The organism is Collinsella sp. AM41-2BH (assembly GCF_003468085.1).
GTDB lineage: Bacteria > Actinomycetota > Coriobacteriia > Coriobacteriales > Coriobacteriaceae > Collinsella.
This window is the reverse complement of record NZ_QSGH01000010.1, coordinates 46,501-73,483: the sequence shown is the minus strand read 5'-3', so window position 1 is coordinate 73,483 and position 26,983 is coordinate 46,501. Positions and strand designations below refer to the sequence as shown.

The following is a 26,983-nucleotide window of genomic DNA, read 5'->3' as shown; positions in this document are numbered from 1 at the left end:
GGGGAGGTTATAGCCTTATGAGACGAGTGGGAGCACTTGGCTTGGTGGCAGCGCTTGCCGCTATCTTGGTATCGCCGCTGCCGGCGCATGCCGAAGACGCTTCGGGTGCCGTTACCTACAATGCGGGAAATGGGTATTCCTTTGAAAAGCTCTCGCATCCTACGGTAGGAACGTCGCAGCCGGATGGCATCGTCGACTACCAGGGTGGCGGTGCCGTTGCCGTTCCGGGCGCCGACGGTAACGCGGCCAACAACGAAGGCGATCGCGGCCAGAGCTACACTTGGGCGGCTGTGAGCTATGGTGACTGGCTTTATGTGGGCACCTGCTATGCGGCGATGGGCAACACGCTGACGCTCATGAACGGCACGCTGGGTGATTCCTTTGATGCCGAAACCATGCGCCTGACGCTGGAGGCCATGTTTAACGGCACCTTCTTCTATGGACAGCAGAAGGAGGACGGCACGGCCGACAAGGACAGCGGCGGCATCCTGGTCAAGATCAATACCAAGACCGGTGAGACCAAGCTGCTGCTCTCTGAATCGCTCAACGGCGTCGGTCCTTTGTTCCGCAATGCCGTGAGCTATAAGGGTAAGCTCTATTTCTGCGGCAGCGTCAGGACCAATGGCGGCAAAAGCGGCCTGCCTGCTGTATATGAGATCGATCCTAAGAATGATAAGTACAAAGTTGTCTATCAGGGCCTTTCGAGCATGCAGGATTACGGTGCTGCCTACAAGCAGGGCATTTCTACCGGTATCCGCGGCATGTGCGTCCATGATGGCCAGCTCGTCATCAGTAATGTGGGTAAAGACGCGGCCGGTAACTTTGTGTCGACAATCCTGACGTCGTCTGACCCGTCGAAGGGCCAGGACAGCTTCACCGAGATTGCCAACTCGGGCACGCTGTTTGGCTATCCGGCGATTCGCTATCAGGACAGCATCTACGGCGGCGCCATTTGGGATATGGTCTCGTACAATGGCCATCTCTATGCGACCATCTGCACCGGTACGCCTGAGAACGCTCCCGATGATAATTCCATGCAGTCGTTCGCCATGGTCCGTGGCGACAAGAACGCCGACGGCAGCTATTCGTGGACTCCCGTTGTTGGCGATCAGGAGAGGGACGGTGCAAAGTACTGCTTTGGCATCGATCCTGCCCGCACCCGTTCTGGTGCTGCCAACCTCATCGTCTACAACGACTACCTCTATATCGGTGAATACAACGACGAGGAGATTGCTCTCGAGCGCATCCTGTTCAACAAGTCCAACACCGAAGAGGGCGGCAAGAGCGGCATGGGCGGCGTTGACTGCTCGTTTGTGAATGCCAATCTTGAGCAGTCGGTCAACATCTATCGCATGGACAAGAACGAGGACATGGATCTTGTCGTTGGCGATCCCACCGTCATGTTCCCCAAGGGCGGTATTTCCGGCCTGGCTTCGGGCTTTGGCCGAAACGAGAACCAGTACATTTGGCGCATGCAGAAGTTCGACGGCAAGCTGTATATCGGTACCTTTGATACCGCGAGCCTGCTTGAGCCGATCGGCCAGTTCTCCAATGGCGACATTATCGATATGACGCCCGAGGAGTGGAACTCTCAGGTTCAGCGCCTTAGGGACCTGCTCGATCACCTGCTCGACAAGAAATCGCCTGACGACCCCATCGTTCCCGCTAACACGCTTGCGGACGATGATTCAAACGAGGCCGTCGAGGTCGATGACGAGAAGGCTGAGGCCGTCGAGGTCGATGACGAGAAGACCGAGGTCGCTAAGGGCTTTGGCGACCTGAGCGATGCGCTGGAGGATGCCGCGGGCGACCTTTGCGAGCAGGCCGCGACGATGTCCCAGGACGTTGAGGACGACGCCGCTTATGTCCAGAAGATCGATGGCGAGATCGCGTACTTCAAGTCCTTTGCCGACCAGTATCAGGACATGCTCGATAGCTATGAGAGCCTGAAGCAGCAGTACGAGGATGCCTATGGCACCGAGCTGCCGGGCGATATTCAGGATGCGCTCGATAAGCTGCTGAGCGAGGAGAACCTCAAGAAGCTGCAGAGTGTCCTTACGTGCATGTACTACCTGCGCGATGCCGAGCGCGGCTTTGATATGTATGTGACCGAGGACGGCGTGAACTTTACGACGCTGACGACTAACGGTTTTAACGATTCGTACAACCATGGTCTGCGCACCTTTGCCGTTACCGATCAGGGCCTGTGCCTCGGTACTGCCAACCCGTTCTATGGCTGCCAGGTTTGGATCCAGCGCAAGGAGAATTCGGAGAATCCGATTGATCCCGGTACTCCGGATCCGACGGAACCCACCGATCCTTCGCAGCCGGGTGGCGGCGATCAGCCTGGTGGCAGCCAGACGGGCGGCAATGACCAGTCGAGCAGCACCACGACGACCGTTTCGACGACCACCAAGAAGACTCCGAAGGACGGCTCGCTGCCTCACGCTGGCGACTCGACCCTCACGCTTGTCTTGGGATTGCTGGTTGCAGCTGCCGCAGTGCTTGGCATTGCTCTCGTCTTGCGCAAGCGTTCTCGTCGCTAGGCTCGACCACGCAGCTCGATGCCTTGGATATCGTCGAAGTTGATGGCGATATCCCTGAGTTTGAGCAGCTTGAACGCGGGGAGCACTTCATCAAGGATGCCCGTGCGAGCGCGATAGCCGTACGTATCGTAATAGGTGACACGAACCAAGTCGCCACGTTTGAGGCCCTCGAGCTTTTTTGAAAGCTCGAGGGCTTTTTCTTCCGTGAGTTCGCATTTGGGCTCGACAGTGATTTCTTGCTTGCGTACGAGCTCGTAGTATCCCGTGAGAGCGGCGAAGGGCATAAACTGCGCGGCACGGCCGGCGCGAACGGCGCCGTTGGCGGTGAGCTTTGAGTCGGCGGAGCGACGTCTTCCCTCGGGGTCCGCTAGGCGTTCAAAGGATGTCGGTGGCCGCATCGGCTGTTGTTGGGGCTTAGGCACGGTGTCCTCCTACCTGATCGTTGCGTTCGCGTGCGGTGGCGCCGGCGGTAAAGCTCAGCCCCTTGACGAGCGCGTTCTTGCCGTACTTGCCCTTTACGGCCAGGACGGCGCGCGCCAGGTCGCGCTCGCGCTCATCGGCCTTAACATCGCTGAACAGGTCGATAGTGGTAAATTCCTCGGGCATGAGGTTGCCAAATCCCAGGTTGATGCGCTTGACCGGTCGTTTGGGATCGACAGTCTGCGCCCAGAGCTCATCGAAATAGCCCATGATCTTCTTAAACGAATTGGTGCGCTCGGGCAGCTTTCGCGAAGCGTTTGAGTGCGCGAAGAGCGCGGCATAGCCACCGCGCGGTTTGCCGCCATGCTCTCCCACAAAGATGCCATCGATTGCCTGCGCCTCACGTACCAGTCGGCGCCGTTCGTCATTGCGCTGGACGGGCTTGGGCGCACGGGGTGCGAGCTCAGGGCCGGCGGTTGCGGTGGGCTCGATACTTGACGTGCTCGAGCGTAGGTGTCCGCATCCGTCTACATATTGCGCTGTACCGCTGGCATCGAGTCGGCGTATGTCGGCGCGCTCGCTCGCGTAGCCCACAAAGAGCGAGATGCTGTCGCACACCACGTGCTTATCGACTAAGTCCAGCACGGCGTTGTCGACCATCTCGCGTAAGACGGTGTAGGCCTGCTCGTAGGCATAGCCCTTCGAGAGCACCTGTCCTGTGGTGGTTGAGGTTGCCTGCGGGCGATACGCTTGGATATCGGCGATGGTTGTCGGCTCGCGCCCGAAGGCGTGGTCGATGAGATATTCGGCATTGACGCCGAGTTCATCGTAAAGCAGGTTTTCGTCGAGCGCGGCGACACCCATCAGGTCGTAGACGCCGTACTTTTCGAGCCGGGCTGCCACACCGGGGCCGATACCCCAGATATCGGTGATGGGTCGATGCGGCCAGATCTCCTTGCGAAAGGTTTCGTTATCGAGTATGCCGATGCGGCTGGGTACGTGCTTTGCGGTAATATCGAGCGCTACCTTAGCCTGGAATAGGTTGGGGCCGATACCGACGGTGGCCGTGATGCCGGTGCGCGCGAGGACCTCGTCGCGCAGCATGCAGGCGAACCCTTCGGCATCGGTGTGATAGAGGTCCAGATAGGGCGTCACGTCGATAAAGCATTCGTCGATGGAGTAGACGTGCACGTCCTGTGGGCTGACGAATTCCAGATAGATACCGTAGATTTGCGCCGACACCTCCATGTAGTGCTGCATGCGCGGTACGGCCTTGATGTAGTCGATACCGTCGGGAATCTCGAACAGACGGCAGCGGTTATGGATTCCGAGGTCTTTCATGGCCTGTGTGATGGCAAGGCAGATGGTCGTGCGCCCGCGCGATTCGTCGGCAACGACCAGGTTGGTGGTGAGCGGGTCGAGACCGCGGTCGACGCATTCGACGCTGGCGTAGAACGTCTTGAGGTCGATGCAGATATAGGTGTGACGCTCGTGTCCCACGCGTCCTCCCATCAAACACATGTTCTTATCGAATACTTGTTCGATAATACCCGCTCGTCCGGACATCGTCAAAACCTGTCCCTTTTTGGTAGGTATGGTCGTGCGGCTGCATCGGGTTTTTTAACGCAGCTCTAAAGAGTGCGAAACAGCTCGGAAAACCTTGCTTCGTAGCATGAGCCTAACAATCGATACCGCCTATACGCACGGAAGGGCTGTGGGAAAGATGGTCAATTATGGGTTTGGTATGCCGACACGCTTGGTTGCGGATGGGGATGTGGCTCGCTGGTGCGGGCGATTGGTTGCCCACTATGGCGGCACTAAGGCACTGGTCGTGCTGGGAGGCGACAAGCACACGCGTGATGAGCTTGTCTCGGCGGCACTCGGCTCGCTTGATCGAGCTCTGCTCGAGCGCGTGCTTTTCCGCTGCGGCTCGGTTGAGGGCGACGGGGGAGACGAGCTGATCGACGAAGCCGTGGCCCTGGCGACCGACGAAGGGGTGGACTTTGTATTGGCGATTGGCGATGCCGATACTGCTGGCTTTGCGCGCGAACTCGCGCGTCGCATGGCGGCGCTCGATGCCGGTGAGGACGGTTTTGTCCCCTATGGATGCATTGTCTCGGAGGGCAAGGTGCCCGCTACGGTGGGAGCCGGCGAGGCTCCCGTTTTTGCCATCATCGCGCCCGAGCTGCTGGAGGGCATCGGGTCTCCTCTGCGTGAGTTGCTCGGCAGTGTGTGCGCTGCGGCCTAATAATTGCCATAAAGGGATGGGTTATTTTTGATTGGTAAAGCGTTTGACCTGCCAAAATAAACCTGTCCCTTTTTGGTCGGTCGCCGTTTGGGGGCCGATTGGCAACGCTCGCTGATTGCAGTCTTGACCTGCGCTAGAATAGAGATATCTGAATATCCGGGCGTGCATGGAGGTGTGCGCCCGTATGCTGAGGAGGACTTTATGGCAACTGTTGCCGCACCTATCGACGCCACGTCGACTGACGCTTGGAAGGCGCTCGAGGCTCATCAGGAGAAGCTCGAGGCCGAGGGTATCGACCTCAAGGCCTGGTTCGCCGCCGATCCCGAGCGTGTGAACAAGCTGAGCTTTGACGCCGGTGACCTGCACTTCGACCTGTCCAAGAACCTGGTGACCGACGAGACCGTCAAGCTGCTGTGCGATCTTGCCCGCGAGGTGAAGCTCGAGGAGCGCCGTGACGCCATGTTCTCCGGCGAGCACATCAACACCACCGAGGACCGTGCCGTCCTGCACACCGCGCTGCGCCGCCCGGCTAGCGAGAAGGGGCAGCTCGTCGTCGACGGCCAGGACGTTGTCGCCGACGTGCACGAGGTCCTCGACCGCATGTACGCCTTCGCCGAGCGTGTGCGCTCCGGTGAGTGGAAGGGCGTTACCGGCAAGAAGATCGAGCACCTGGTGTCTATCGGCATCGGCGGCTCCGATTTGGGCCCGGTCATGGCTTACGAGGCCCTGCGTCCCTATGCCGACGCCGGTATCGACTGCCGCTATATCTCCAACATCGACCCCAACGATCAGGCAGAGAAGCTCAAGGGCCTCGATCCCGAGACCACGCTCGTGATCATCGTGTCCAAGACCTTCACCACGCTCGAGACCCTCACCAACGCCCGCGAGGTCAAGACCTGGATGCTCGAGCAGCTCAAGGCTCAGGGCGCCATCGACGGTTCCGATGAGCAGAACGCCGACGCCGTTGCCAAGCACTTCGTCGCCGTTTCCACCGCACTCGAGAAGGTCGAGGCCTTCGGTATCGACCCCGCCAACGCCTTCGGCTTCTGGAACTGGGTCGGCGGCCGCTACTCCGTCGACTCCGCCGTGGGCCTGTCGCTGATCGTCGTGCTCGGCCCCGAGCGCTTCCAGCAGTTCCTCGAGGGCTTCCATGCTATCGATGAGTACTTCTGCAATACCCCGCTCGAGAACAATGCCGTCGCGCTGATGGGCCTGCTCAACGTCTGGTACGTCAACTTCTTCGGTTCCAAGAGCCATGCCGTGCTTCCGTACTGCCAGTACCTGCACCGTTTCCCGGCCTACCTGCAGCAGCTCACCATGGAGTCCAACGGCAAGCATGTCCGCTGGGACGGCAGCGCCGTGACCTCCGACACCGGTGAGATCTTCTGGGGCGAGCCCGGCACCAACGGTCAGCACGCCTTCTACCAGCTGCTGCACCAGGGCACCGTGGTGGTCCCGGCCGACTTTATCGCTTTCGCCAACACTGCCAACCCCGCAACCGACAGCGGCCAGGATGTCCACGAGCTGTTCCTGGGCAACTTCCTGGCCCAGACCAAGGCACTCGCCTTTGGCAAGACGGCCGACGAGGTTCGTGCCGAGGGCACGCCCGAGCAGATCGTCCCGGCCCGTTGCTTTGAGGGCAACCGCCCGACGACCTCGATCTTTGGCGACACGCTGACCCCGTTTGCGCTCGGCGAGCTCATCGCCCTGTACGAGCACATCACGTTTGTCGAGGGCACGGTCTGGGGCATCGACTCCTACGACCAGTGGGGCGTCGAGCTGGGCAAGCAGCTTGCCAAGCAGATTACCCCGGCCTTCCACGACGACGCCGCCAAGGCCGAGCAGGACGCTTCGACCCAGGCGCTCATCGAGTTCTACCGCGCGCATCGCAAGTAGTCGCTGCTGTTAACGCATCGCGCCTTATAGTCAGGGGCCCGTATCCTATCGGATGCGGGCCCCTTTGCTTTGCCGTGGTCTCGCGGCGCACGGCCTTTGTGGAACATTGCCGGGGCGCCGCGCGCCGCGAGAACCCTGCGCCTAGATCTCGGCCTCCGCATGGCCTCGCTGCGCCTCGGGCAGCTCCCCGTAGAGCGGATGGTCTTCGAGCCTAAAGCGCTCGACCTGTTCGGGAGTGCGACCGCGTACAAAGAGCCACGAGCGATCAATCGGCGTCGCCATGAGCGTGCTGGGCAGCGCGTCGGCGCGGTCGGAAAACACCCGGGCACTCTCGGGATCCTGGAACGCCAGCACCAGATGCGTGTCGCAGTTGCCCATGATGGAGCGTGCGCGTGCCTCGCCATAGAGCGCATCGAGCTGGTTGGTCGACTGCAGCAGCAGCGTTGCCCAGATGTTGCGGCTTCGGATAATCGAGAGCACGTTGTCGATCTGGGGGATCTGCAGATTTGCGAAGTCATCGAGCATAAAGCGCACGGGCACGGGCAGGCTGCCATCGGGCTGCCTATCGGCCTCACGAATGAGGCCCATAAACGCCTGCGAAATAAAGAGGCCGGTCAGCGGATCGAGATTGCGGTCAATATCGCTCACGGTTACAAACAGGGCGCAGGGGGTGTGTCCCATGGACGCGAAGTCCACCTGATGGCACTCACGATAGAGCTGTGCCGCACCGTCGAATCCCAGACACATGACCTTTTCGGCAAGGATGCCGACGATGCTCGCGTGCATGCGCTCGGCATTTTGCGTAATGGCGTAGCGCCGCCATAGCGAGAGGGCATAGCTTTGGGGATCGGTCGTGATCAGGTCGTCAAACAATCGACCCGTGGCACCGTCCTGCAGGTGCTCGATCAGCTTGATGACCGAGCTGATCGTCTGCTCGTCGGCGGGTAGCTGTTCGGTGACGTAGGCGATAAGACACGACAGCAGGTTTGCCGCCGCATGATCCCAAAAAGGCTGGTTGTTGTCCTCGATGGGGCAGATGGCCTTTGCCACCGAGAGGATGTCCTGCTGGTTGGGCCTGCCGTCCGCCTTGCGGCGAATGTGCCTCAGGGGGTTGTAGCCGCAGCGCTCGATGCCGGGCGCAAGGGCCGGGACGGTGTTGAGGTCGGCGAAGTTGAGACATTGCACGCGGTAACCGTGGGCTGCCAGCACGGGTCCCACTTCGCGACAGAGCGTGCCTTTGGTGTCGAGCACGATGTAGCTTGCGTTCATTTGCAGCAGGTTGGGCTTGAGGACGTTTCGGGTCTTGCCGGCTCCCGAGGGGCCGATCACAAGTGCGTTGTTGTTGAGTCCCGTTTGGCGGGTGTTGCAGGAAAGCGTTCGATCCTTGGCGAGGATGGTGGACGATGCGGACTCAGATGCGGCGAGGCGGCTGGCGAGGTTAGACATGGGCGACCTCCTTGGTGGTCGAGAGGATTTCGTGGGCAAAGCCGAGCTCGACGGCGCGCTCGGCCGAAAGGTAGGTGTCTTTTGCAGTGAGGGACTGGATGCGCTTGGGCGTGAGGCCGCTGCGGTCCGAGAGGATTTGCGTGAGGGTCTTGCGGGTCTGCATGAGACGCCGGCTGGTTTCCTGCAGCGCAAGTGCCGAGCCGCCTGCCCCCTGGGGGATCAGCGGGTCGTGAATCATGAGCTCTGCATGGGGCGCCATACGGCGATCGTCGCCGCCCATAAAGATCACGGCGCCCATGGACGCGGCGAATTCCAGGCAGACGGTGCGGATGGGGCACGATGCGAGGCGCATGGCGTCATAGATCGCAAGACCCGATCGCACGCTTCCGCCGGCGCTGGCGACAAATATGGTGATGGGGCGGCTGGGGTCGGTGGCATCGAGCAGGCGGATCTGCTGGCATAGGTCGTGGGCCATCGGGGTTTCGATGTTTCCCATGACGGAGAGCTCGCGACGGGCGAGCATCTCATCGTAAATGCTGGTGAGCGTGATACCTCGGGCGGATTCACGCATGGTGAGGGGGCTGATGATGGGGGAATGATTGGTGTCCATGAGGACTCCTTTCTGTTGGTTGTGTTGTGGAATAGGATTGTTGCCCGCGGAGGGGCTGGCGGGCTACAGGGTTCGTCTGAGCCTCAGATCGAGCTCGGTTGTGGGGCGGGCTGCCTGTCCGTGCGGCTCGCAAGCGCCAAGGGCTCCAAAGCGATGGAGCGTTGCGGCGGGCGTGGTGTAGGCGAGCCGCAGCTGATGCTCGACGGGGGCACATCCGTCATTTTTGTAATGAGCCGCGTAGTACTGCGCGATGCTGGCATTCATCTCGCTGCCATTGCGATGGCGCTCAAACTGGCGTCTGCAGGTCTCGATGATCTTTGCTACCGACTTGGGTGCCGTCGCGGGAACAAGGGCGAGATAGCCCTCAAATAGCTCGTTGATGCTCAGGAGGCACAGCAGGTCGATCAGCGTCCTTATGGCTGCTCCCTCGGCAGAAAAGTGCGCGGTCATGCGGTTATATCGGTTGCGGTCGACGATGGCCGCATGGGGTCTTGGAGTTTTCTGCCCCGTGGCCCCGGGCTTTTGCCGCGCCTGTGTATTGAGCTCGACGTTGCAGCGCTTGAGGCCGTCCAACGGAAGGAACAGTGCGGTGCGCAGGGTGTTCCGCTTGCTTTCGAGTTCATGACGCTCGTCGGGTTCCCATGCGAGCTTGAGTTTCGTGTCGAGCGCCGTAAGCATATGGGCTAGGCAGCCTACGGTAAGAACGTACGAATCGTTGTCGCGTTTTGGGGCATAGGGGTCTGTCAGCTTGCGAATGTCGGGGTCGCCCATGATCTTTGTGCAGCGCTTCAGCAGTTGAGGGTGGTCGGCCAAGATCGTCGCGAGCGGTAGCGACGCGTAGTTCTTGATGGTCGCGGCGGCAAAGGCGGCGTCATATTCGTTTGCATATGCTCGCTCAATGCGGGCATCCAGAATGCTTTTCTTATCGCCGTCTTCAGCGTGGTGGTTTGTCATAGCTTCTCCAATCGGTTGATGTTCGTGCTGTTTGTTGATGTGTTGGTTGTCGTGAGTGATGTGCTTGCCGTGGGTGATGTGCTGACGTTGGGGTGCTATGCGGTTTTCAATGAGCCCGTGAGGCAGTTGCTGCAGGGGCGGGATGGAACGGCCCATGCAAGGCGGAAGGCATCGTGCTCAAAATCGAGACAGCAATGCCCTGGGCGCCTCACATGTGGCAGTTACCTCATTAAGTTGTCATTGCGTTTGGGGTTGTACTTTGCCGATCTTCTTTCTCTTACACGCTGAAAACTGAAACTGAATATGCTCGATCAAACGATGACCACCGGAGCGGTCATCTTTAAAGTACGTTCGTTTTGCTGATTTGACAAGACTAATTTTGAAATTTTTTTCTACGGGGTGAAACGAGGTTCGTGGGACGGTCGCGCTTGGTGTCGCCAGCTATGTATGTGGTGGCTCAGCGTTTGGCTGGAACGATTGAGCCCCGAGATGGCGTCCCGTTCATGTTCGGGACAATATGACTTTTTACCCGTTGCAGACAGAGCCGCCGTGGGTGTTCTGTATGATGGCTCAGACAAGGTTGTTCAATGACAGGGAGGCATATATGGCAATCAAAGCCATCGCAATGGATATCGACGGTACGCTCACCAACGACCAAAAGGTCATCAGCCCGCGTACGCGCGAGAAGCTGCTCGCGGCGCAGGAATCGGGCATTAAGCTCATCTTGGCTTCGGGTCGTCCCGCATGGGGGCTGCACGCCTTGGCGCAGGAGCTCGACCTTCAAAACCATGACGGTCTGCTGGTGGCCTTTAACGGCGCGCATGTGGTCGACGCTCAGACCGACGAGGTGCTGTTCGATCAGGCTATGCCTGCCGACGAATTGCATCGCCTGATTGATCACCTGCGTAATTTTGACGTGATCCCTATGATTTCGCTCGGTCGTGATTTGCATGTCGAGGACTCGTACCATTGCATGATCACGCTGCCTGACGGCTCGCAGAAGAATATCGTCAAGTATGAGCGCGACGCGTGCGATCTTAAGATTCGCGAGGTGGAGAGCCTGCATGAGGTCGCTGATGCTTATCCCGTGGACAAGCTACTCACTGCGGGCGACCCGGCATACCTGCAGGCGCATTACGAGGAGATGTATGCGCCCTTTAAGCAGACGCTTTCGGGCATGTTTACGGCCGACTGGTACTTTGAGTACACGGCGCCCGGTATCGACAAGGCCCGTGCGCTCGAGGGTGCCCTGCCCAAGCTCGGCATCGATGCCAGCGATGTCGTATCGTTTGGCGACGGCCAGAACGATAAGTCCATGATTGAGTGGGCCGGCACGGGTGTAGCCATGGGCAACGCCGTCGATGAGGTTAAGGCTGTGGCTCAGATGGTGACCGCCAATAACAACGAAGATGGTATTGCGGTGGCGCTGGATAAGCTGCTGGGCTAGAATCGCCGATTAATGCATGATTCGGGCGCCTGCTCGCGGGCGTCCTTTTGTTAGGGAGGGTGCCGTGTCCGCATTTCCGTTCGACGCCGTTATCTTTGACATGGACGGCGTCATTGTCGATACCGAGTATTACTACTTGGGCGAGACTGCCGCGTTTGCCAAGGAGCTGGGGCTTAATCTGACTCAAGAGGAGTTGAATGGGCAGGTCGGTACCTCCCATCAGTTCTTCCTGCATATGCTGGTCGATTGGTTTGAGCGCGCCGGTAGGGGGCATTTCACTGGCGAGGAAGCGTTGGCCCGTTGGGACGAGTGGGCGCATAAACGTCCGCGCGACTATCAGGCTTTGATTAACCCAGGCGCCGTGGATACGATTCGAGAGCTGCCGCGCCGTGGCGTTCGCGTGGCGCTTGCTAGCTCGTCTCCCATGGTTAGCATCGAGGAAGTGCTCAACGCATGCGGGCTGTCGGATGCCTTTGAGTATGTGGTGAGCGGCGAGCAGTTTAAGGAGAGCAAGCCCGAGCCCGACATCTACCTGCATGCGCTGGATCTGCTGGGGCTGCCCGCGAATCGCTGCTGCTGCGTTGAGGACTCGGTGCCTGGCATCACTGCCGGCAAGCGAGCCGGCCTGACGGTCATTGCCAAGCGCGAGGAGCGCTTTGGCTTTAGCCAGGATGCCGCGGACAAGATTATCGACCAGCTGCCGGAGCTGCTCACGCTTTCTTAGGAGCGCGGTAGTTGCGCGTTTTTCGGGTCCGATGAGTAAATACCCGACATTTTGGTGCGACACCTAGCATACTTTAAGCTAATGCGGGCTTAAGGGCTTGTTGAATGCCCTTGGGCCCGCTTTAGACTTAATTGTGCTGGGAGAGGGTATATGCCACCGACTGAAGGGCTAACTGACGGTAAAGCAGCGATACCGCTGTACCAACAGGTTATCGATATCATTAAAAACGAAATTAACTCCGGTGCCTACAAGGCGGGCGCGCGGATACCCAATGAATTCGAATTGGCTGAGAGCTATAAAGTTGGCCGCGTTACCGTGCGACGCGCTATTGAGGAGCTCGTCCAGCAGGGCTATCTAACGAAGCGGCAGGGGAAAGGCACGTTTGTCAATGCCCCCAAGCTTAAGCGCAAGATTCGCCAGAAGGATGACGTCCAGAGTTTTTCGGACGCATGCCGCGTTAACGGAATGGAGCCGGGGGCGTGCGTCATTTCGAGAAAGATACTGCCGGCGGATTCCACCGAAGCGCAGTTCTTTGGTGTTCCCGTTGGAACTGATTTGATTTGCGTTGAGCGTGTGCGTACTGCCGATGGAGTCCCCGTCATGCTCGAGAACAACATATACGTTTACGAGGACAACGCTTATCTATCAACGGTACCTCTATCTAACCAATCCATTTTTGAGTTCGTGTGTAACCGGACGGGCCGTACGCCCGCGTTTACCGACCCGTGCACACTCGAGATCGCGTGCGCGTCGCCCGAGGTCGCTCGGCTGTTGGCAGTTCCCGTTGGCGAACCCTTGTTTTATATGGAAGCCTTCTTTTTCGACGAGCAGCGGCGGCCGTTTATCATCGGTCGTCAGCGGATCGTTGGGTCTCGCTACGTTTTTGACATCTAGGACATTGCGAATTGAGACGCCCGGTGGATCATCTCACCGGGCGTCTCCATACCGTTCACGGCGCAAACGCAACCGTTCAACCGCGTTGCGGCAATCAGTTTGAAATTATCTTGATGACGAGAAAAGCTGCTGGTAATCTATGGGACGTCATAGAACGTTTGCCTTGCGCAAACGTTGAAGCGAGATGCGATGCAGTCTCGAGTTCTTTGGAGGTATCTATGTCAGATACGAAGGCGAAGAAGACAAACAGACGTTTTAAGTTCAAATTACCGCATGTCTATACGATCATGTTCTTGCTGATCGTTGTCTTTGCGGTTCTGACTTAGATCGTTCCCTCTGGTCAGTACCAGCGCAAGACGATTTCGACAGCGGCGGGCGAGCGTGAAGTCGCCGTTGCTGGTACCTATGAACAGGTCGATAAGAATTACACCGATTCCGAGACCGGCGAGACCATCAATCTGGGCCAGGATATCTTTGCGGTCCTGCAAGCGCCCACTAAGGGCATCCAGGAGGCTGCCGACGTCGTTGCGTTCGTCTTATTGATTGGCGGATCGTTCGCAGTCATCACCAAGACCAACGCTTTGAATGCCGGCATGAGCCGTGTGATTAAAAAGCTCAAGAACAAGGACATCCTCATCATTCCCATCACGATGACGTTGCTGTCCATTTGCGGCACTACGTTTGGTATGTCTGAGGAAGCCCTGCCGTTCTATGCCATCTTCATTCCCATCATGATGGGTATCGGGTATGACTCGATGACGGCGTTTATCATCTGCTTCCTTGGTCCTAACCTGGGATATTGTGCTTCGACCATCGACCCGTTCAATGTTTTGATCGCCCAAGGCATCATTGGTATCGAGGGCAATCCTCAGCTGTGGCTGCGCGCCGTTTCTTGGGTCATCTTCACTGCCGTCGGTATCGCATGGGCCATGCGCTATGCCATGCGTGTCAAGAAAAACCCCGAGTCGTCCATTACATACGAGGACGACAAGCTCAAGCGTGTTGAGTTTTCCGTGACCGATGCCTCCATCGAGGAAGAGTTCACTACCCGTCAGAAGCTCGTGCTTATCGATTTTGCCTGCGGTATGGGCATTATCGTCTGGGGTCTTGTTACCCAGGGCTGGTACATGAATGAGATTTCCGCCGTGTTCCTTGGTATGGGCTTGCTTGCCGGTATCCTGGGCGGCCTTGACCAGCAGACGATCGCCGAGGAGTTCGTTAAAGGCATTGCCGACTTTGCGTACGCCGCCATCGTTATCGGTATCGCTCGCGGTATTCTGGTCATCGCCGAGGGCGGCATGATCATCGACACCATCCTCCAGGCGCTCGCTACTGCGCTCGCCGGTGCGCCCGCTGCCGTCTACACCACGTTTATGTATATCGTCCTTGGCCTGCTCTCTTTGCTGGTTCCCTCGAGTTCTGGACTTGCGGCGCTCACCATGCCCGTCATGGGTCCGCTGACCGAGCTTATGGGCCTCAATCCCGAAGCTGCCGTTACCGCGCTCCAGTTTGCTAATCAGACCATCAACACCATCAGTCCCGTGGCGGGCATGACGGTCGCCGGCCTTGCCGTGGCTAAGATTTCGTTTGGCCAATGGTGGAAGACCATTTGGAAGTTCTTCATCTTCATGGTCGTCTTTGGCCTGATCGTAACGGCAATCTCTGGCATGCTTCCGGTGTAGGTGGTTGTGATGTCTGATCGTTTGACGGTCCTGACGTCTAAGAGCGTCTTTACCGGTACGGGGGACCTGCCGTTTGAAGGTTTCGTAGCGGTCCGTGGCAATCGAATTGAGGCGGTTGGCACCAAGTGTGAGCTAGCTTCGTATTTGACCCAGGCGGACGAGGTAGTTGACCTGGGCGACCGCACTGTCATGCCTGGCCTGATCGATGTGCATACCTTCTATACAGGTTGGGCGCTGCGGATGTTGGGGTCTGATCTGTCCGGCATCGCTGATGCCAAAGAGGCTGTGTCGCTCTTGCGTGCATGGAAAGAAGATCATCCGGATTGCGCGGCGGCTTTTGGCCACAACCTACCCGAAACGTTGGCATCGGATGCCGAGAACGCAAATACGGCAGCTGTGTTTGACGATTGTTTTGGCGATATCCCCGTCGTCTGCTTTACACCGGGAGCGGAGACCTGCGTTCTCAATGCTGCTGCCAGCGCGCGATACGGCTTTACACCCCAGGCGTGCTATGCCGAGAAGATCTGGCGCATGATGAGCGATTTCCTCGCGCTGCCCGAGGTGCGTGCCGGGTATTCGGACTACATGAGCATGCTTAACGAGCGCGGCGTTACCGCCATCAAGGAGATGGCGTTTGATGACTACTACGGCTTTGCCGACGAAATGGCTCGCCGTGAGGAATCTGGTGAGCTGACGGTTCGCGTCTCTATGATGTCGCAGCCGGTGGGTGCCGGTGCAAATCTGGCATATGCCCGCGAGGCACGAGAGCGCTTCCGGGGACCGTTCGTTCGTTTTTCTGGCTTCAACCGTATGACCGATCGCGGCGTATGGGCGGGGCTTGCCGAGATGATTGACCCCTATGAGGACACGGCCGATGCGGGCGCTGCCGGCAAGACGGTCGTCGAGGAGCCAGAGTGGGATCTGATTGAGAACGAGCTGCGTGCAATTGATGCTGAGGGCTTCCGATACTCCTTGCATTGCCAGGGCGATGGCGCCGTTCGCCGCACCGTGGCGCTCTATGCCTCGCTGCCTCGAGACGAGCATGGACGGATGCTTCGCCGCCATGCGATTACCGATCTCGAGAACTCTGACCCGACCGATCTTGTCGAGTTTGGCAAGTTAGGCGGAATTTGCGAGGTCTATCCGCAGATTCTGACGCTAGACCGGCGCGAGGATTGCTTGTCGATGATGCGTCGACAAATTGGCGAGACGCGACTTTTGCACAGCTGGAATCGCCGCGGCATGGAAGATTCCGGATGCACAGTGTGCTGTGGCACGGATTTGCCGCTGTTGATTCCGAACTTGGGCGAGTCAATCTACAGTGCGTGCGGCGGATACTTCGACGATGGACTGCCCGTGAATGATGCCAACGCGCTGACGCTTGTCGAGCTCTTGCGCGCTTGGACTGCCGGGGGCGCGTACGATCTGATGCGCGAAGACGAGCTGGGTACGCTTGAGGTTGGCAAGCTTGCCGATATCTGCGTGCTCGATCGGGATGTGTTCGACCTCGATTATCGCGACGCACGCGATCTTGCGGTTGATATGACGATGTCGGACGGACAAATCGTGTTCGATCGAAACAAGGAGGCATAAGATGTCTGAATCCAAGCCGACGCTGCGCCGCGAGCAGATTGCGGGCATGAATATCCACTACATCATGTGGTCGCTCGATTACTTCCTTGATGTGCAGCAGCGCTTGGGCTTTGAGTCCATTGAGCTTTGGTGTGCGGAGCCGCATGTGACGCTCGACCACACGGGCTACTTTGAGGCTGAGGTCCTGGCGAAAAAGGCTGCAGACCGTGGGCTTAGGTATCGTACTCTGTGCCCCGAGAATGTTGTCTATCCTTGGCAGTACTGCGCACGCAAACCGCTGCATGAACAGCGCAGCCTGGCGTACTTTAAGCACGGCATTGAGCTTGCCGAGGTACTTGGGTGTGACCGTATGTCCGTCAATTCGGGCTGGGGCGACTGGGACGAGGACCGCGAGGAAGCCTGGAAGCGCAGCCGCGAGCACTTGTCCATTCTGGCGGAGTATGCCGGCGAGCACGGTCTGGTGCTTACGATGGAAAGCCTGCGTCCCGAGGAGAGCAACCTTGTGACGACGGTTTCCGATGCGAAGCGCATGATTGACGAGGTCGCGAGCCCGTACTTACAGCCCATGGTTGATACAACCGCGATGGGCGTTGCAGGCGAGACGCTCGAGGACTGGTTTGCCGCCTTTGGTGATGGGGCAATTCACGAGATGCACTTTATCGACGGTGACCCGTATGGCCATCTGGTGTGGGGCGATGGCAAGCACGATATGGACGCCTTCGTCGCCACGCTCAACGCCCATGGTTTCGACGGCATGCTGGGCCAGGAAATCACGGACGGTCGTTACTACGATGACCCGGCGGCGGCAGATGCCAAGAACATGGCCGCATTCGAGAAATATCTGATTGACTAAAACAACTATCGGCCACGCAACCAATGTCATTGATTGCGGACCAAACAAGAAAGGAACTGGATATGAACGCACATGATCTGATCAAAGAGGCAATTGCCGAGAAGGGCAAGTTCGACAGCGTCTACTGGATTGCTTGCGGTGGCTCCATGATCGATTTGATCCCGGCTCATGAGCTTCTGCAGCGTGAGGCAACCACCTTCACTTCGTATATCTATACGGCTCGCGAGTTTGATATCATGCGTCCGCGTCGTCTGGGCGAGAAGTCCCTGGTCATCGCTTGTAGCCATAGTGGCAATACCCCCGAGGTCGTCGAGGGCTGCGAGATTGCCCTTGCTGCCGGCGCTACGGTGATCGCCCAGACCGACAACGCTGGATCCAAGATTGACACCGGCAAATGGACCACATGGGTCTATCCGTGGGGCGAGGGCGTGCCGCAGGCCGAGGTCCCCGCTGGTATTTCGCTGTCGCTTGCGGCAGAGCTGCTCGATCAGCAGGAGGGCTACGCCGATCTTGCCGATATGTATGCCGGTATTGCCGAGATGGATAAGATTCTTCCCCCGGCACGCGAGAAGGTAAATGCCGAGCTGGGCGATCGCTTTGCCAAGCTTTGCCAGGAGCACGAGTTCTTCTATATTCTGGGCAGCGGTCCCAACTTTAGCCAGACCTACGGTTTCGCTATCTGCTCTCTTATGGAGATGCAGTGGCAGCACTGCAGCTACATCCACTCTGCCGAGTACTTCCATGGCCCCTTCGAGGCTACTCAGGATGGCGTTTTTTACTTCCTGCAGATGGGCTCCAGCGAGTGCCGCGCTATGGACGAGCGCGCCCTGGCGTTCCTTAAGACGCATACCGATACGCTGATGGTGCTCGATGCCAAGGAGTACGGTATGGAAGCCGTGCCGGCGAGCGTCCGTGCCTATCTGGACCCGGTGCTGTTCTACGCCATGAACTGCGAGCTGCGTGCTGCGCGCGGCAAGGTGTTTGATCACGATCCCGATTTCCGTCGCTATATGGGTGTTGTCGAGTACTAGAAGGGGCAAAGGCCATGGCATTTAACGTTAACGCGCTCGGATTTGGCGACAACGTCGTCGATCGCTACGAGCATATCCATACCATGTATCCTGGCGGCAATGCGGTGAACTTCGCCGTTTATGCCAAGAAATGCGGTGCCGCACGCTCCGCATACATGGGCATTTTTGGCAATGACGCCGCTGCCGAGCATGTCATTGCAAGCCTCGAGGATGAGGGTATCGAGCTTGACAAGTGCGAGCAGATGATTGGCGAGAACGGAGCGGCTCGCGTGACCGTCGTTGACGGTGACCGTGTCTTCCTTGGCTCCAACGAGGGCGGTATCCGTGGCGATGCGCGCTATGTCCTCGATCGCTTTGACCTTTCGTACATGAAGCAGTTCGATGTGGTTCATTCGGGCAACTATTGCTTTACCGAGCGCGAGCTGCCCAAACTGAAGGCTGCGGGCGTCACGGTCTCTTTTGACTTTTCGGACGACTCCACCGACGAGTACTACGAGCAGATTGCGCCCTACGTCGATTTCGCTTTCTTTAGTGCGGCGGATGCCGCAAGTGAGGACGAGATTCGCGAGCGTCTGGCATGGGTGAAAGGCTTGGGTCCGCGTTTTGTGTCGGCTACGGCGGGCGCCGAGGGCTGCATTGCTTACGACGGCGAGCGTTATTACCGCCAGCTGGCTAAACCGGTAACGGACATGAAGGACACCATGGGGGCGGGCGACTCGTTCCTCACCTCGTTTTTGATGTGCTATCTCGATTCCGCCAAGCGTGGTGAGGACGGCGCCGAGGCCATCGAGCGCGCGCTCGACTTTGCTGCCGGGTTTGCCTCGACCGTGTGCGGCATGGAAGGATCTTGGGGCCACGGAGCACCAATCGTCGAATAGCTTAAGAAAGCGTACGGCGGTCTGGCTATGAGGCTTTGGACGGCCGATGCAAAACAATAAGCGAAACGCGAAAAGGGGGCTCGCCATGTGGTGGGTCCCCTTTTGAACATTGGAGAAGACCATGGGTATTAAAGCGTGCGCGGCTGGTTTTTGCTGCGCGGACGTCTATCAAAACATCGGCGTGTTCTATCCGACTGGTAATGGCATTGACTGGGGTATCCATCTTGCACGAATGGGCGTTTCGGTATCCGCCGTGTCGGTTGTCGGCAAGGACGAGTACGGGAACAAGATGAGGGAGGCGCTGGCCGCTGAGGGGTTCGATATCTCACACCTGCGGGTGGAGGATGGCGACACCTCGGTGATGCTCATGGCATTGAAAGACGGCGTCGATCGCGTGCATCTCGAGGCAATCGATGGTGTAATGGAGACATATCGACCGAATGAAGACGACCGGACGTTTATCCTAGAACATGACATCATTCATACCGACCTGTTTGGCAATTGTTTGGACCTCCTGCCCGAGTGGCATGATGCGGGCAAGACGGTGGTTATGGACTTCTCGGTGTTCAGCCAGGATCCCGAATATGCCTGCGAGAATCATTTTCCCTACGTTGACTATGCGTTCATGTCGTTTGAGGAGGACACTCCGGAGCTACGAGACTGGGTACGCCACGTGCAGGGATTGGGACCGCGCGTTGCGGTTGCCACGCTTGGCGAGAAGGGAAGCATTGCCTATGACGGTGAGCGCTTCTATGAGTGCGGGATCGTGCCGGCGGAGAAGGTCGTTAATACCGTGGGTGCCGGCGACTCGTATATCGCCGGGTTTACCAAGGGCGTGATCGATGGCCTTGATATTCCGGCGTGTATGAAGGCGGGCGCTGAGCTGTCGTCCCGAGTGATTGGTTCGTTTGAGCCGTACTAGGGTCAAATGCCTGGAAAGGAGTACGAAATGGTTATCGACATGTTGGTCCATCCTATGCTCTACGGCGAGATCTGTACGCCGGGTGATGAGCCTGATGGATTCGGTTTTTGGTCACGAGAATTTGGTATGGGGCATATGGGCCCCATGGATTGGGATGAGCTTCAAGTCGAGATGGACGTCTGCGATGTGCAGAAGAGCGTGCTCATGCCGCTCGATGTAACCACGGCATGCGGAGGGCACTTTGGCACCAATGACCAGATTGCCATGCTGGTTGCCGCACATCCCGATCGTCTGTGGGGATTTGCGAGCGTAGACCCGCAGGTGAGCGATGCCGCAGGCGAATTGGAGCGCGCCTTTACCGAGTTGGGGGCAAAGGGGCTTTGCCTGCATCCTGCAAAGCAGGGTTTTGCCCCCGATGATGCTGTGGCCGAGCCGCTTTACGAACTGTGCGAGCGCTATAACAAGCCGGTGGTTTTCCATGCCGGTATGTCTTGGGAGCCGGGCGCAGAGCTCTCGCGCAGTAACCCGCTTGCATTTGAGCACACAATCGCAACGCATCCAAATGTGCGTTTTAGTTTGAGCCACTTTGGCTGGCCCTGGGTGCGCGAGACCGTGGCGATGCTGCTCAAGTATCCCAACTGCTACACGGACACCTCTATCACTTATATCGATTCGCCCGAGGAGATGATGCAGCGTCTTTTCACGGTCGATATGGGGCCGCTGTGGTATGAGCGCGCGCTATCGCATCAAGTGATGTTCGCCAGCAATACGCCGCGCTTCCGTGCATTCAAACTCAAGCGGGCGCTCGATACCGTGCCCATGCGCGATGATGCGCGAGAAAGGCTCTACTGGGGTAATGCCCTGCGTTTTCTTGAAGGGGATGAGTGAACATGGTGACGCTCGAGACATTGAGCTATCTATCGACTGCTCCGGACCAGTTCATCGATATTACCGAGGACGTGCACGCTGCCATCGAACGCAGCTCGGTGACCAATGGCTTGGCGGCGATTATTTTGTCGCATACGACCTGCGGAATCGTGGTAAACGAGGGGCTGCCCTGCGTGGAGACGGATCTTATGGAGACGCTTGATCGCATCGCCCCACTCGATGCCCCCTATGCGCATGCACACTTCCTGCCGAGCTATGGAGCCACCGGTAACAACTCCTGTGGGCATATCAAGAGCATGATTTGTGGAAACAGTTGCTTCTTTCCCGTCCAAGATGGCCACATCGTGTGCGGAGGTGCCCAGAACATCTATCTTGCGGAGTTTGACGGTCCGCAGAAGCGAAAAGTGTACGTCGAGGTGCTGGGGGAGTAACGTCCCTGCAATGACCCTAAGAAGGAGCACGTTATGTCGTTTCTAACCTCGATGTTCAAGACCGAAAAGCCGGTTATTGGAATGCTGCACCTGCGTCCTCTGCCGGGCGATCCACTGTATTACCCGGGCGGAAGCGTGTCGCAGGTCGTGGAAGCCGCCAAGCGCGATCTCGAGGCGTTGCAGCAGGGCGGTGTCGATGGTATTTTGATTACCAATGAGCTCTCGATGCCCTATGAGCAGCATGTTTCTCCCTCAACCCTTGCATCGATGGGCTATGTAATCGGGGCTCTATCCCATGATTTGTCGACTCCTTGGGGAGCTGAAGCTATTTACGATGGGGATGCCACAATCGAGCTGTGCGCTGCCGTCGACGCGCAGTTCACGCGTTGCAATTTTTGCGGTGCCTGGGCCGGTGATCTCGGGCTGATTAACCGAGATTTCGCTCACACCATGCGTCGCAAGGCGGCGCTGCGCCTGGACGACCTCAAGCTTTTTCACTTCATCACGAGCGAGGGGGAGGTTTATCTCAACGACCGCACGACTGCGGACATTGCCGATTCACTTCTCTTTAATTGCCTACCGGATGCGATGGTCATCGGCGGTTCGGCTGCCGGTCGTGGCGCTTCGGGCGAGCTTGCCGATGAGGTCCGTGAGCGTGTTGGCGAAGTGCCCGTGGTATGTGGCACCGGTTGTCGCGAAAATACCGTGGCTGACGTATTTGCTCACTACGATGGCGCGTTTGTCGGCACCTGCTTAAAGCGCGACGGAAAGCTGGATGCCCCGGTTGATGTTGAGCGGGTAGCTCGTTTTATGGCTGCCGCTCGTACGGCGCGAGGGGAGTAGGCACCTATGGCGCTCTATCTGGGTATTGATATTGGGACAAGCGCCTCTAAAGGCGTTTTAATCGATGATCGATGCAACATCGTTTGCCAAGCCTCTTGTGGACATGAGACGGACAACCCGTGTGACGGATGGTACCAGCATGATGCCGAGGCCGTTTGGTGGGGCGATTTTTGCCGCTTGTCGCGCGAGCTGGTGGCGCGATCGGGGGTTAACGCGGCACAGATCGGATGCGTGGGCCTTTCCGCATTGGGCTGCGACTGTGTGCCGGTCGATACCGAGTGCAACGCGCTGGCGCCCGCGATTTTGTATGGAGTCGATGCGCGTTCGAAGCCGCAGATTGACGAGCTTCTTTCCGAATATGGGTCAGACCGCGCACGCGAGCTTTTCGGGCACGATCCCTGTTCGTCAGATATTGCTCCCAAGATCTTGTGGTTTAAGGAGAATATGCCCGAGGTGCACGAACGTGCCGCGAAGTTCCTGACGGCGTCATCGTTTCTGTGCGCAAAGTTGACGGGGCGTTTTACGGTGGACCGTTATTTGGCGGAGGATTTTCTTCCCCTATACGACCGCTACACTTGGAAGGTTGATGCCCAGGAATGTGCTCGTTTCTGCCGGCCTGACCAGATGGCGGAGGTAATGTCGGCTACCGATATTGCCGGGGTGATTACGCAGCGTGCGGCTGAGGCGACGGGGCTCGCGGCGGGGACACCTGTCTTAGTGGGAACGGGCGACTCTGGTGCCGAGGCCATTTCGACGGGTGTATTCCGTCCCGGCGATATGATGGTTCAGTTGGGGAGCACGGCGTATTTCATCTACCTAGCTGATCGTATGGTCGATGATGCCCGCCTGTGGCCAGGGACGTTCATCATCCCCGGAACCTACGGGATCTGCGCGGGGACCAATACGGCGGGTGCGCTCACATCGTGGCTGCGCCAAGAGCTGTATCGCGACGTCGTAGAGGCCGAGGGCCACGGTGGCCCCGATGCATATTCGGTTATGGCGAATGATGCCGCCGATGTGGCGCCGGGTGCCGATGGGCTCCTGTGCCTGCCGTACTTTGCGGGGGAGCGTACTCCGCTCAACGATCCCGAGGCGCGTGGCGTCTTCTTTGGCCTGACCGGAAGGCATACACGAGCCCATATGGTTCGCGCCGCCTTGGAAGGCGTCGCGTATACCGTTGCATCCCATGTCGACATTATCGAGCGAGAGCATGGACTGCCAATTGGGCGCATTATGCTTGTCGGAGGTGGAACCAAGAATCCAGTTTGGATGCAAGCTATCGCTGACGTATGCGGGCGCGAGGTCTCGGTTGCCAAGGTTACGGTGGGCGCATGCTTCGGTGATGCCATCATGGCAGCTCTCGCAGGTGGCGCCTATGCATCATGGGATGAACTCGCCCAAGTCCTTGGCGTTGCGCAAACAATCGTGCCCGATATGGCTGCCCACGAGTTATATGCGTCGCGCCGTCATATCTTTGACGAATTGTATGCACGCAACCGTGATCTCATGCACGAATTGGTGTAATGCTGCCGAATTGTACTGTCTTCCAATAGGGACTGCGTTGTGCGATCCGCACGTCCCTTGGCATTTTTTGCCCACAGGGGTTAGCGAAGGTCAAATACAGAGTGCGCATTTGCTAAAACTGTCGACTCGATGCGCTTTGCGTCACAGTTTTTGAGTGAGGCGATGTGTTCTGAGGTCCATGTGAGCGATGTGATGAGCTGTCGCGCGCTTGCATCTGCTTGCGGTTCGGCTGGAGCGTCGGTTTCGAGCAGCAGACGGTCGAGTGGGATCTGTCGGGCGTATTCACGACCGCGCTTGGTAGCGAGCATCCGCTCGTTCACGGAAAAATAGCAGCCTGCGTTTCGCGCACGGTCGAACTCGTTCGAGGTGCCGCTAAACCAGTGGAAGATGATGGCGGGGGAGTTGGGGCTTGGGGTGAGTAATCCATATGACTCAAGGGCGTCCAGTACGGTTCCTGCCGAACGAACAGCGTGAATTGATATCACGCGCCCGGCGAGAGGGTACTGCACGAGTGCATCGCAGAGACGGTCAAGTGCCTGTATTTGAAGCGGTTCGCTTCCGGCAAAGCGCGCGGAAAAGTCGAGTCCTACCTCGCCGATATAGCGCTCTTGGTCAGCAACTTCGCAAAGCAGATTGACTTCGGCAGGACCGCAGCGGCCGTCGGCGAGCCACCAGGGATGGAGGCCGGCGCCCGCGATAATGTTTGGGTATCGGCTGGCCCGCTTTTTTGCTGCCGCGAAGTCGCGTGGGTCGACCCCGCAGTCAAAGAGCCCCAGACCCAACGCCGCCGACTCACTGGCTGCAGCATCGGGGCTGAGCATCAAATCAAGATGACAATGCGTGTCAAAGAATCGCGGTTCCATCGCAGGGCATCCTGCTAGTCCAAGCGCTGGCCGTCGGCGCGCACGCGCTCGCACCCGCGCCCGCTGATCTGGCGGATAACCTCGCCGGCAATCATCTGACCCATGATGGGCGGCATAAAGCTGGCGGTACCCAACTCGGTACGCTCGTGGATGTTGGACGGGTCGCGGGGTTGGGTTTTAACCGATTCCTCACAGCTAAACAGCACGTGCAGGCTCTTGATTCCGCGCTTCTTACATTCTTTGCGCATAATGCGGCTCATGGGGTCGCGCACGGTGTCAAAGATATCGGCAAAACGCAAGCATTCGGGATGCAGCTTGTTGGCCCCGCCCATAGAGCTAACCAAACGAATGTCGTGATCTTGAGCATATTTGGCAATGGTGAGCTTGGCCGAGATGGTGTCGATGGCGTCGACGACGTAGTCGAGCTTGCCGCCCGTCTGCTCAAAAACGCTCGTAAAGAACTCGTCGATATTGTCGCTCAGCAGATATTCAGTTCGCTTGATGACGGTGGTGGCGGGATTGATATCGTGGATCATGGCTTCCATAACATCGACCTTGCGCTTGCCGACGGTGCTGTGAAAGGCGATGGACTGGCGATTGATATTGCTGGGCGCGATGATGTCCTTGTCCAGAATCACAAAATGCCCGATGCCGCCGCGGGCAAGTGCCTCGCAGCAGTTAGAGCCCACGCCTCCGCAGCCGAGTATCAGCACCGTGGTGTTGGCGAGCTTGTCGAGTGCCTCGCGGCCCATGATGATCTCGAGCTTGGTGTCGCGTGTCTCGACGAGTGCAGCAGTTTCGGTCATAGACATCCTCCGATGGGGAAGCGAATCGTGTTTTAGCTATCGCCATTATAGGTATTATCGCGATTCCATTTGAGCCCTAGGGGCTTGTTGAAATGAGGCAGGGATTCGCATAAGATGAAGCAGATGGCACCCGTTGCAGCGGGTTAGCCAACTCCCAAACACGTTTGTAGCGTGAGAAGTGGCCGTCTTCGCATTACGCGAGGGCGGCTATTTCATTCGACCTCCAATGTGGATGCCGAGCTCCACAGCCGCGATTACAAGCAACAACAACGTCAGGACATCGTTAATACTCATAGTCCATCTCCTTCTTGGGAAGAGGGAGCTGGCCCATCTGCTTCTGGACCCATTGTATCTAAAAACGAACGAATGTTCTATACATAACATTGCTATTAGATAATTAGACAAACATCTAAATATCAAGTATAGTGTGCACGTCTCGAGAGATAGCGAGAGGAGGTTCTATGCCGGGAGAAGGTTTTAAGGCGCTGGCTGATCCAACGCGGCGGCGCATTTTGGAACTGCTGCGCGAGGGCAATTGCACGGCGGGGGAGCTTGCCAAGCATTTCGATATCAGTAAGCCGTCGCTGAGCCATCACTTGGCGACGCTTAAAAACGCCGGGTTGGTGACCGACGAGCGCCATGGCCAAAACATCGTATACAGCTTAAACACCACCGTCATGCAGGATTTAATTGGCTGGTTTATGGGTTTTACAAACAATGAAGGTGATAAGGATGAATAACGAAAACAAGGGCATTCACCCCACAGGGGTATCGTCGCGCGTGTGGATTGCGCTGGTCGCTCTGTGCGTCGCCAATGTCGTAGCGCACCTCATGGTGATGCCGAGCTTGCCTGCGCAGATTCCCACGCACTGGGGCGCGAACGGCGCTGTCGACGGTTGGGGTCCTAGCTGGATGGCCTCCGCGCTCGGCGTGCTGCCTCTGGCGCTTCTCGCAATGTTCTGCGTGGTGCCGCGCATCGATCCCAAAGGTGAGGCATATCGAACCTCGGGTAAGTTCTATCAGGGCTTCGTAATTGCCTTCACCTTGTTCATGTGTGCCATAAGCTGGTTGGGTGAGCTTACGGTCTGGGGCGTGGTGCCGGCGGTCGGTTCGGTCAACGTGCTGATTTCCGGTGCTATCGGTTTGCTGTTCATCGGCGTAGGCAACTACTTGCCGCGTGTGAAGCAGAACTATACGCTCGGTATCAAGACGCCTTGGGCGCTTGCCGATCCCGAGAACTGGCGCCGCACACAGCGCTTTGGCGGTGCTTGCTTTATGGTGCTGGGCGTTGGCCTGATTGTGATGGGCGTGGCGGGTAGCGTGCTTTCGAGTGAAGTCGTCGCCGCGGTGATTGCGGTTCTGGCGTTTGGTTCAGCTGGAGCTGCCTACGCCTATTCGTATCTGCTGTGGCGTAAATCGCAGCGAGCCGTTCGCTAAGGTTGCGGAAAACTAGCGTACGCAGTTCATAGTATGTTCCGGGGGAC

The 26,983-nt window shown here is 58.0% G+C and carries 25 protein-coding genes; 18 read left to right on the top strand and 7 right to left on the bottom strand.

The window, feature by feature from the left end:
- Window positions 1-17 precede the first annotated feature (17 nt).
- Window positions 18-2,546 (top strand): hypothetical protein, encoded by a 2,529-nt coding sequence (locus tag DW899_RS10685; RefSeq protein WP_199570288.1) that lies wholly within the window; start codon window positions 18-20, stop codon window positions 2,544-2,546.
- On the opposite strand, the gene DW899_RS06580 is transcribed toward DW899_RS10685, so the two are convergent.
- Together DW899_RS06580 and DW899_RS06575 are read right to left on the bottom strand one after the other, a co-directional pair.
- Complete coding sequence (locus DW899_RS06580) at window positions 2,543-2,968, bottom strand: hypothetical protein (protein WP_233539929.1); 426 nt, start codon at window positions 2,966-2,968, stop codon at window positions 2,543-2,545. The genes DW899_RS10685 and DW899_RS06580 overlap by 4 nt on opposite strands.
- Window positions 2,961-4,487: a DNA repair protein gene (locus DW899_RS06575; protein ID WP_369832248.1), complete on the bottom strand. Its 1,527-nt coding sequence runs from the start codon at window positions 4,485-4,487 to the stop codon at window positions 2,961-2,963. Before DW899_RS06575 ends, DW899_RS06580 begins: the two co-directional genes overlap by 8 nt.
- Window positions 4,488-4,689: 202 nt before the next feature.
- On the opposite strand from DW899_RS06575, the gene DW899_RS06570 reads away from it, so the two are divergent.
- Together DW899_RS06570 and pgi are read left to right on the top strand one after the other, a co-directional pair.
- Entirely contained in the window at window positions 4,690-5,214 is a 525-nt protein-coding gene (locus DW899_RS06570; protein WP_158566583.1) for an iron-containing alcohol dehydrogenase, read from the top strand.
- A 201-nt stretch (window positions 5,215-5,415) separates the two neighbouring features.
- Window positions 5,416-7,110, top strand: a complete 1,695-nt coding sequence (gene pgi / locus DW899_RS06565) for a glucose-6-phosphate isomerase (RefSeq protein ID WP_117800389.1) — start codon at window positions 5,416-5,418, stop codon at window positions 7,108-7,110.
- Between the two features lie 141 nt (window positions 7,111-7,251).
- On the opposite strand, the gene DW899_RS06560 is transcribed toward pgi, so the two are convergent.
- From DW899_RS06560 to DW899_RS06550, 3 genes are all read right to left on the bottom strand, one after another.
- Window positions 7,252-8,556, bottom strand: a complete 1,305-nt coding sequence (locus DW899_RS06560) for a VirD4-like conjugal transfer protein, CD1115 family (protein WP_117800388.1) — start codon at window positions 8,554-8,556, stop codon at window positions 7,252-7,254.
- Complete coding sequence (locus DW899_RS06555) at window positions 8,549-9,166, bottom strand: ATP-dependent Clp protease proteolytic subunit (RefSeq protein WP_022094432.1); 618 nt, start codon at window positions 9,164-9,166, stop codon at window positions 8,549-8,551. The genes DW899_RS06560 and DW899_RS06555 overlap by 8 nt, the downstream gene beginning before the upstream one ends.
- Before the next feature lie 63 nt (window positions 9,167-9,229).
- Window positions 9,230-10,120 carry a hypothetical protein gene (locus tag DW899_RS06550; protein WP_117800387.1) on the bottom strand — a complete coding sequence of 297 codons (891 nt, stop codon included), beginning with the start codon at window positions 10,118-10,120 and terminating at the stop codon, window positions 9,230-9,232.
- Between the two features lie 604 nt (window positions 10,121-10,724).
- Between DW899_RS06550 and DW899_RS06545 the strand changes: the two genes are divergently transcribed.
- From DW899_RS06545 to DW899_RS06485, 13 genes are all read left to right on the top strand, one after another.
- A complete protein-coding gene (locus tag DW899_RS06545; RefSeq protein WP_199570287.1) occupies window positions 10,725-11,567 on the top strand; it encodes a Cof-type HAD-IIB family hydrolase in 843 nt (280 codons plus the stop codon).
- Between the two features lie 64 nt (window positions 11,568-11,631).
- Window positions 11,632-12,291: an HAD family hydrolase gene (locus DW899_RS06540; protein WP_369832246.1), complete on the top strand. Its 660-nt coding sequence runs from the start codon at window positions 11,632-11,634 to the stop codon at window positions 12,289-12,291.
- Window positions 12,292-12,441: 150 nt separating this feature from the next.
- Window positions 12,442-13,185 (top strand): GntR family transcriptional regulator, encoded by a 744-nt coding sequence (locus DW899_RS06535; protein WP_117800384.1) that lies wholly within the window; start codon window positions 12,442-12,444, stop codon window positions 13,183-13,185.
- A 326-nt stretch (window positions 13,186-13,511) separates the two neighbouring features.
- Window positions 13,512-14,867, top strand: a complete 1,356-nt coding sequence (locus DW899_RS06530) for a YfcC family protein (RefSeq protein ID WP_369832247.1) — start codon at window positions 13,512-13,514, stop codon at window positions 14,865-14,867.
- Window positions 14,868-14,876: 9 nt separating this feature from the next.
- Window positions 14,877-16,460, top strand: a complete 1,584-nt coding sequence (locus tag DW899_RS06525) for an amidohydrolase (protein WP_117800383.1) — start codon at window positions 14,877-14,879, stop codon at window positions 16,458-16,460.
- Window position 16,461: 1 nt separating this feature from the next.
- The gene (locus tag DW899_RS06520; protein ID WP_117629752.1) at window positions 16,462-17,313 is read left to right on the top strand and encodes a sugar phosphate isomerase/epimerase; all 852 of its coding nucleotides are present in this window, start codon (window positions 16,462-16,464) and stop codon (window positions 17,311-17,313) included.
- 62 nt (window positions 17,314-17,375) lie between these two features.
- A complete protein-coding gene (locus DW899_RS06515) occupies window positions 17,376-18,344 on the top strand; it encodes an SIS domain-containing protein (RefSeq protein ID WP_117800382.1) in 969 nt (322 codons plus the stop codon).
- Between the two features lie 14 nt (window positions 18,345-18,358).
- Window positions 18,359-19,222 (top strand): PfkB family carbohydrate kinase, encoded by an 864-nt coding sequence (locus DW899_RS06510; protein ID WP_035138847.1) that lies wholly within the window; start codon window positions 18,359-18,361, stop codon window positions 19,220-19,222.
- A 121-nt stretch (window positions 19,223-19,343) separates the two neighbouring features.
- A complete protein-coding gene (gene frlD, locus DW899_RS06505) occupies window positions 19,344-20,144 on the top strand; it encodes a fructoselysine 6-kinase (RefSeq protein WP_117800381.1) in 801 nt (266 codons plus the stop codon).
- A 27-nt stretch (window positions 20,145-20,171) separates the two neighbouring features.
- Complete coding sequence (locus DW899_RS06500) at window positions 20,172-21,032, top strand: amidohydrolase family protein (protein ID WP_233539928.1); 861 nt, start codon at window positions 20,172-20,174, stop codon at window positions 21,030-21,032.
- Window positions 21,033-21,034: 2 nt separating this feature from the next.
- Window positions 21,035-21,463 carry a secondary thiamine-phosphate synthase enzyme YjbQ gene (locus DW899_RS06495; protein WP_117735290.1) on the top strand — a complete coding sequence of 143 codons (429 nt, stop codon included), beginning with the start codon at window positions 21,035-21,037 and terminating at the stop codon, window positions 21,461-21,463.
- Window positions 21,464-21,496: 33 nt separating this feature from the next.
- Window positions 21,497-22,306: a BtpA/SgcQ family protein gene (locus tag DW899_RS06490; protein ID WP_117786628.1), complete on the top strand. Its 810-nt coding sequence runs from the start codon at window positions 21,497-21,499 to the stop codon at window positions 22,304-22,306.
- Window positions 22,307-22,312: 6 nt separating this feature from the next.
- The gene (locus DW899_RS06485; protein ID WP_117800379.1) at window positions 22,313-23,830 is read left to right on the top strand and encodes an FGGY-family carbohydrate kinase; all 1,518 of its coding nucleotides are present in this window, start codon (window positions 22,313-22,315) and stop codon (window positions 23,828-23,830) included.
- Window positions 23,831-23,910: 80 nt separating this feature from the next.
- Here the strand turns inward: DW899_RS06485 and DW899_RS06480 are convergent, their stop codons facing one another.
- Together DW899_RS06480 and DW899_RS06475 are read right to left on the bottom strand one after the other, a co-directional pair.
- Complete coding sequence (locus DW899_RS06480; protein ID WP_117800378.1) at window positions 23,911-24,693, bottom strand: TatD family hydrolase; 783 nt, start codon at window positions 24,691-24,693, stop codon at window positions 23,911-23,913.
- A gap of 14 nt (window positions 24,694-24,707) precedes the next feature.
- Entirely contained in the window at window positions 24,708-25,499 is a 792-nt protein-coding gene (locus DW899_RS06475) for a ThiF family adenylyltransferase (RefSeq protein ID WP_369832245.1), read from the bottom strand.
- A 461-nt stretch (window positions 25,500-25,960) separates the two neighbouring features.
- Here DW899_RS06475 and DW899_RS06470 point away from each other — a divergent pair, with 461 nt between their 5' ends.
- Window positions 25,961-26,239 carry an autorepressor SdpR family transcription factor gene (locus DW899_RS06470; RefSeq protein WP_117635429.1) on the top strand — a complete coding sequence of 93 codons (279 nt, stop codon included), beginning with the start codon at window positions 25,961-25,963 and terminating at the stop codon, window positions 26,237-26,239.
- Complete coding sequence (locus DW899_RS06465) at window positions 26,232-26,936, top strand: SdpI family protein (protein ID WP_117800376.1); 705 nt, start codon at window positions 26,232-26,234, stop codon at window positions 26,934-26,936. The genes DW899_RS06470 and DW899_RS06465 overlap by 8 nt, the downstream gene beginning before the upstream one ends.
- The last annotated feature ends 47 nt before the right edge of the window (window positions 26,937-26,983 follow it).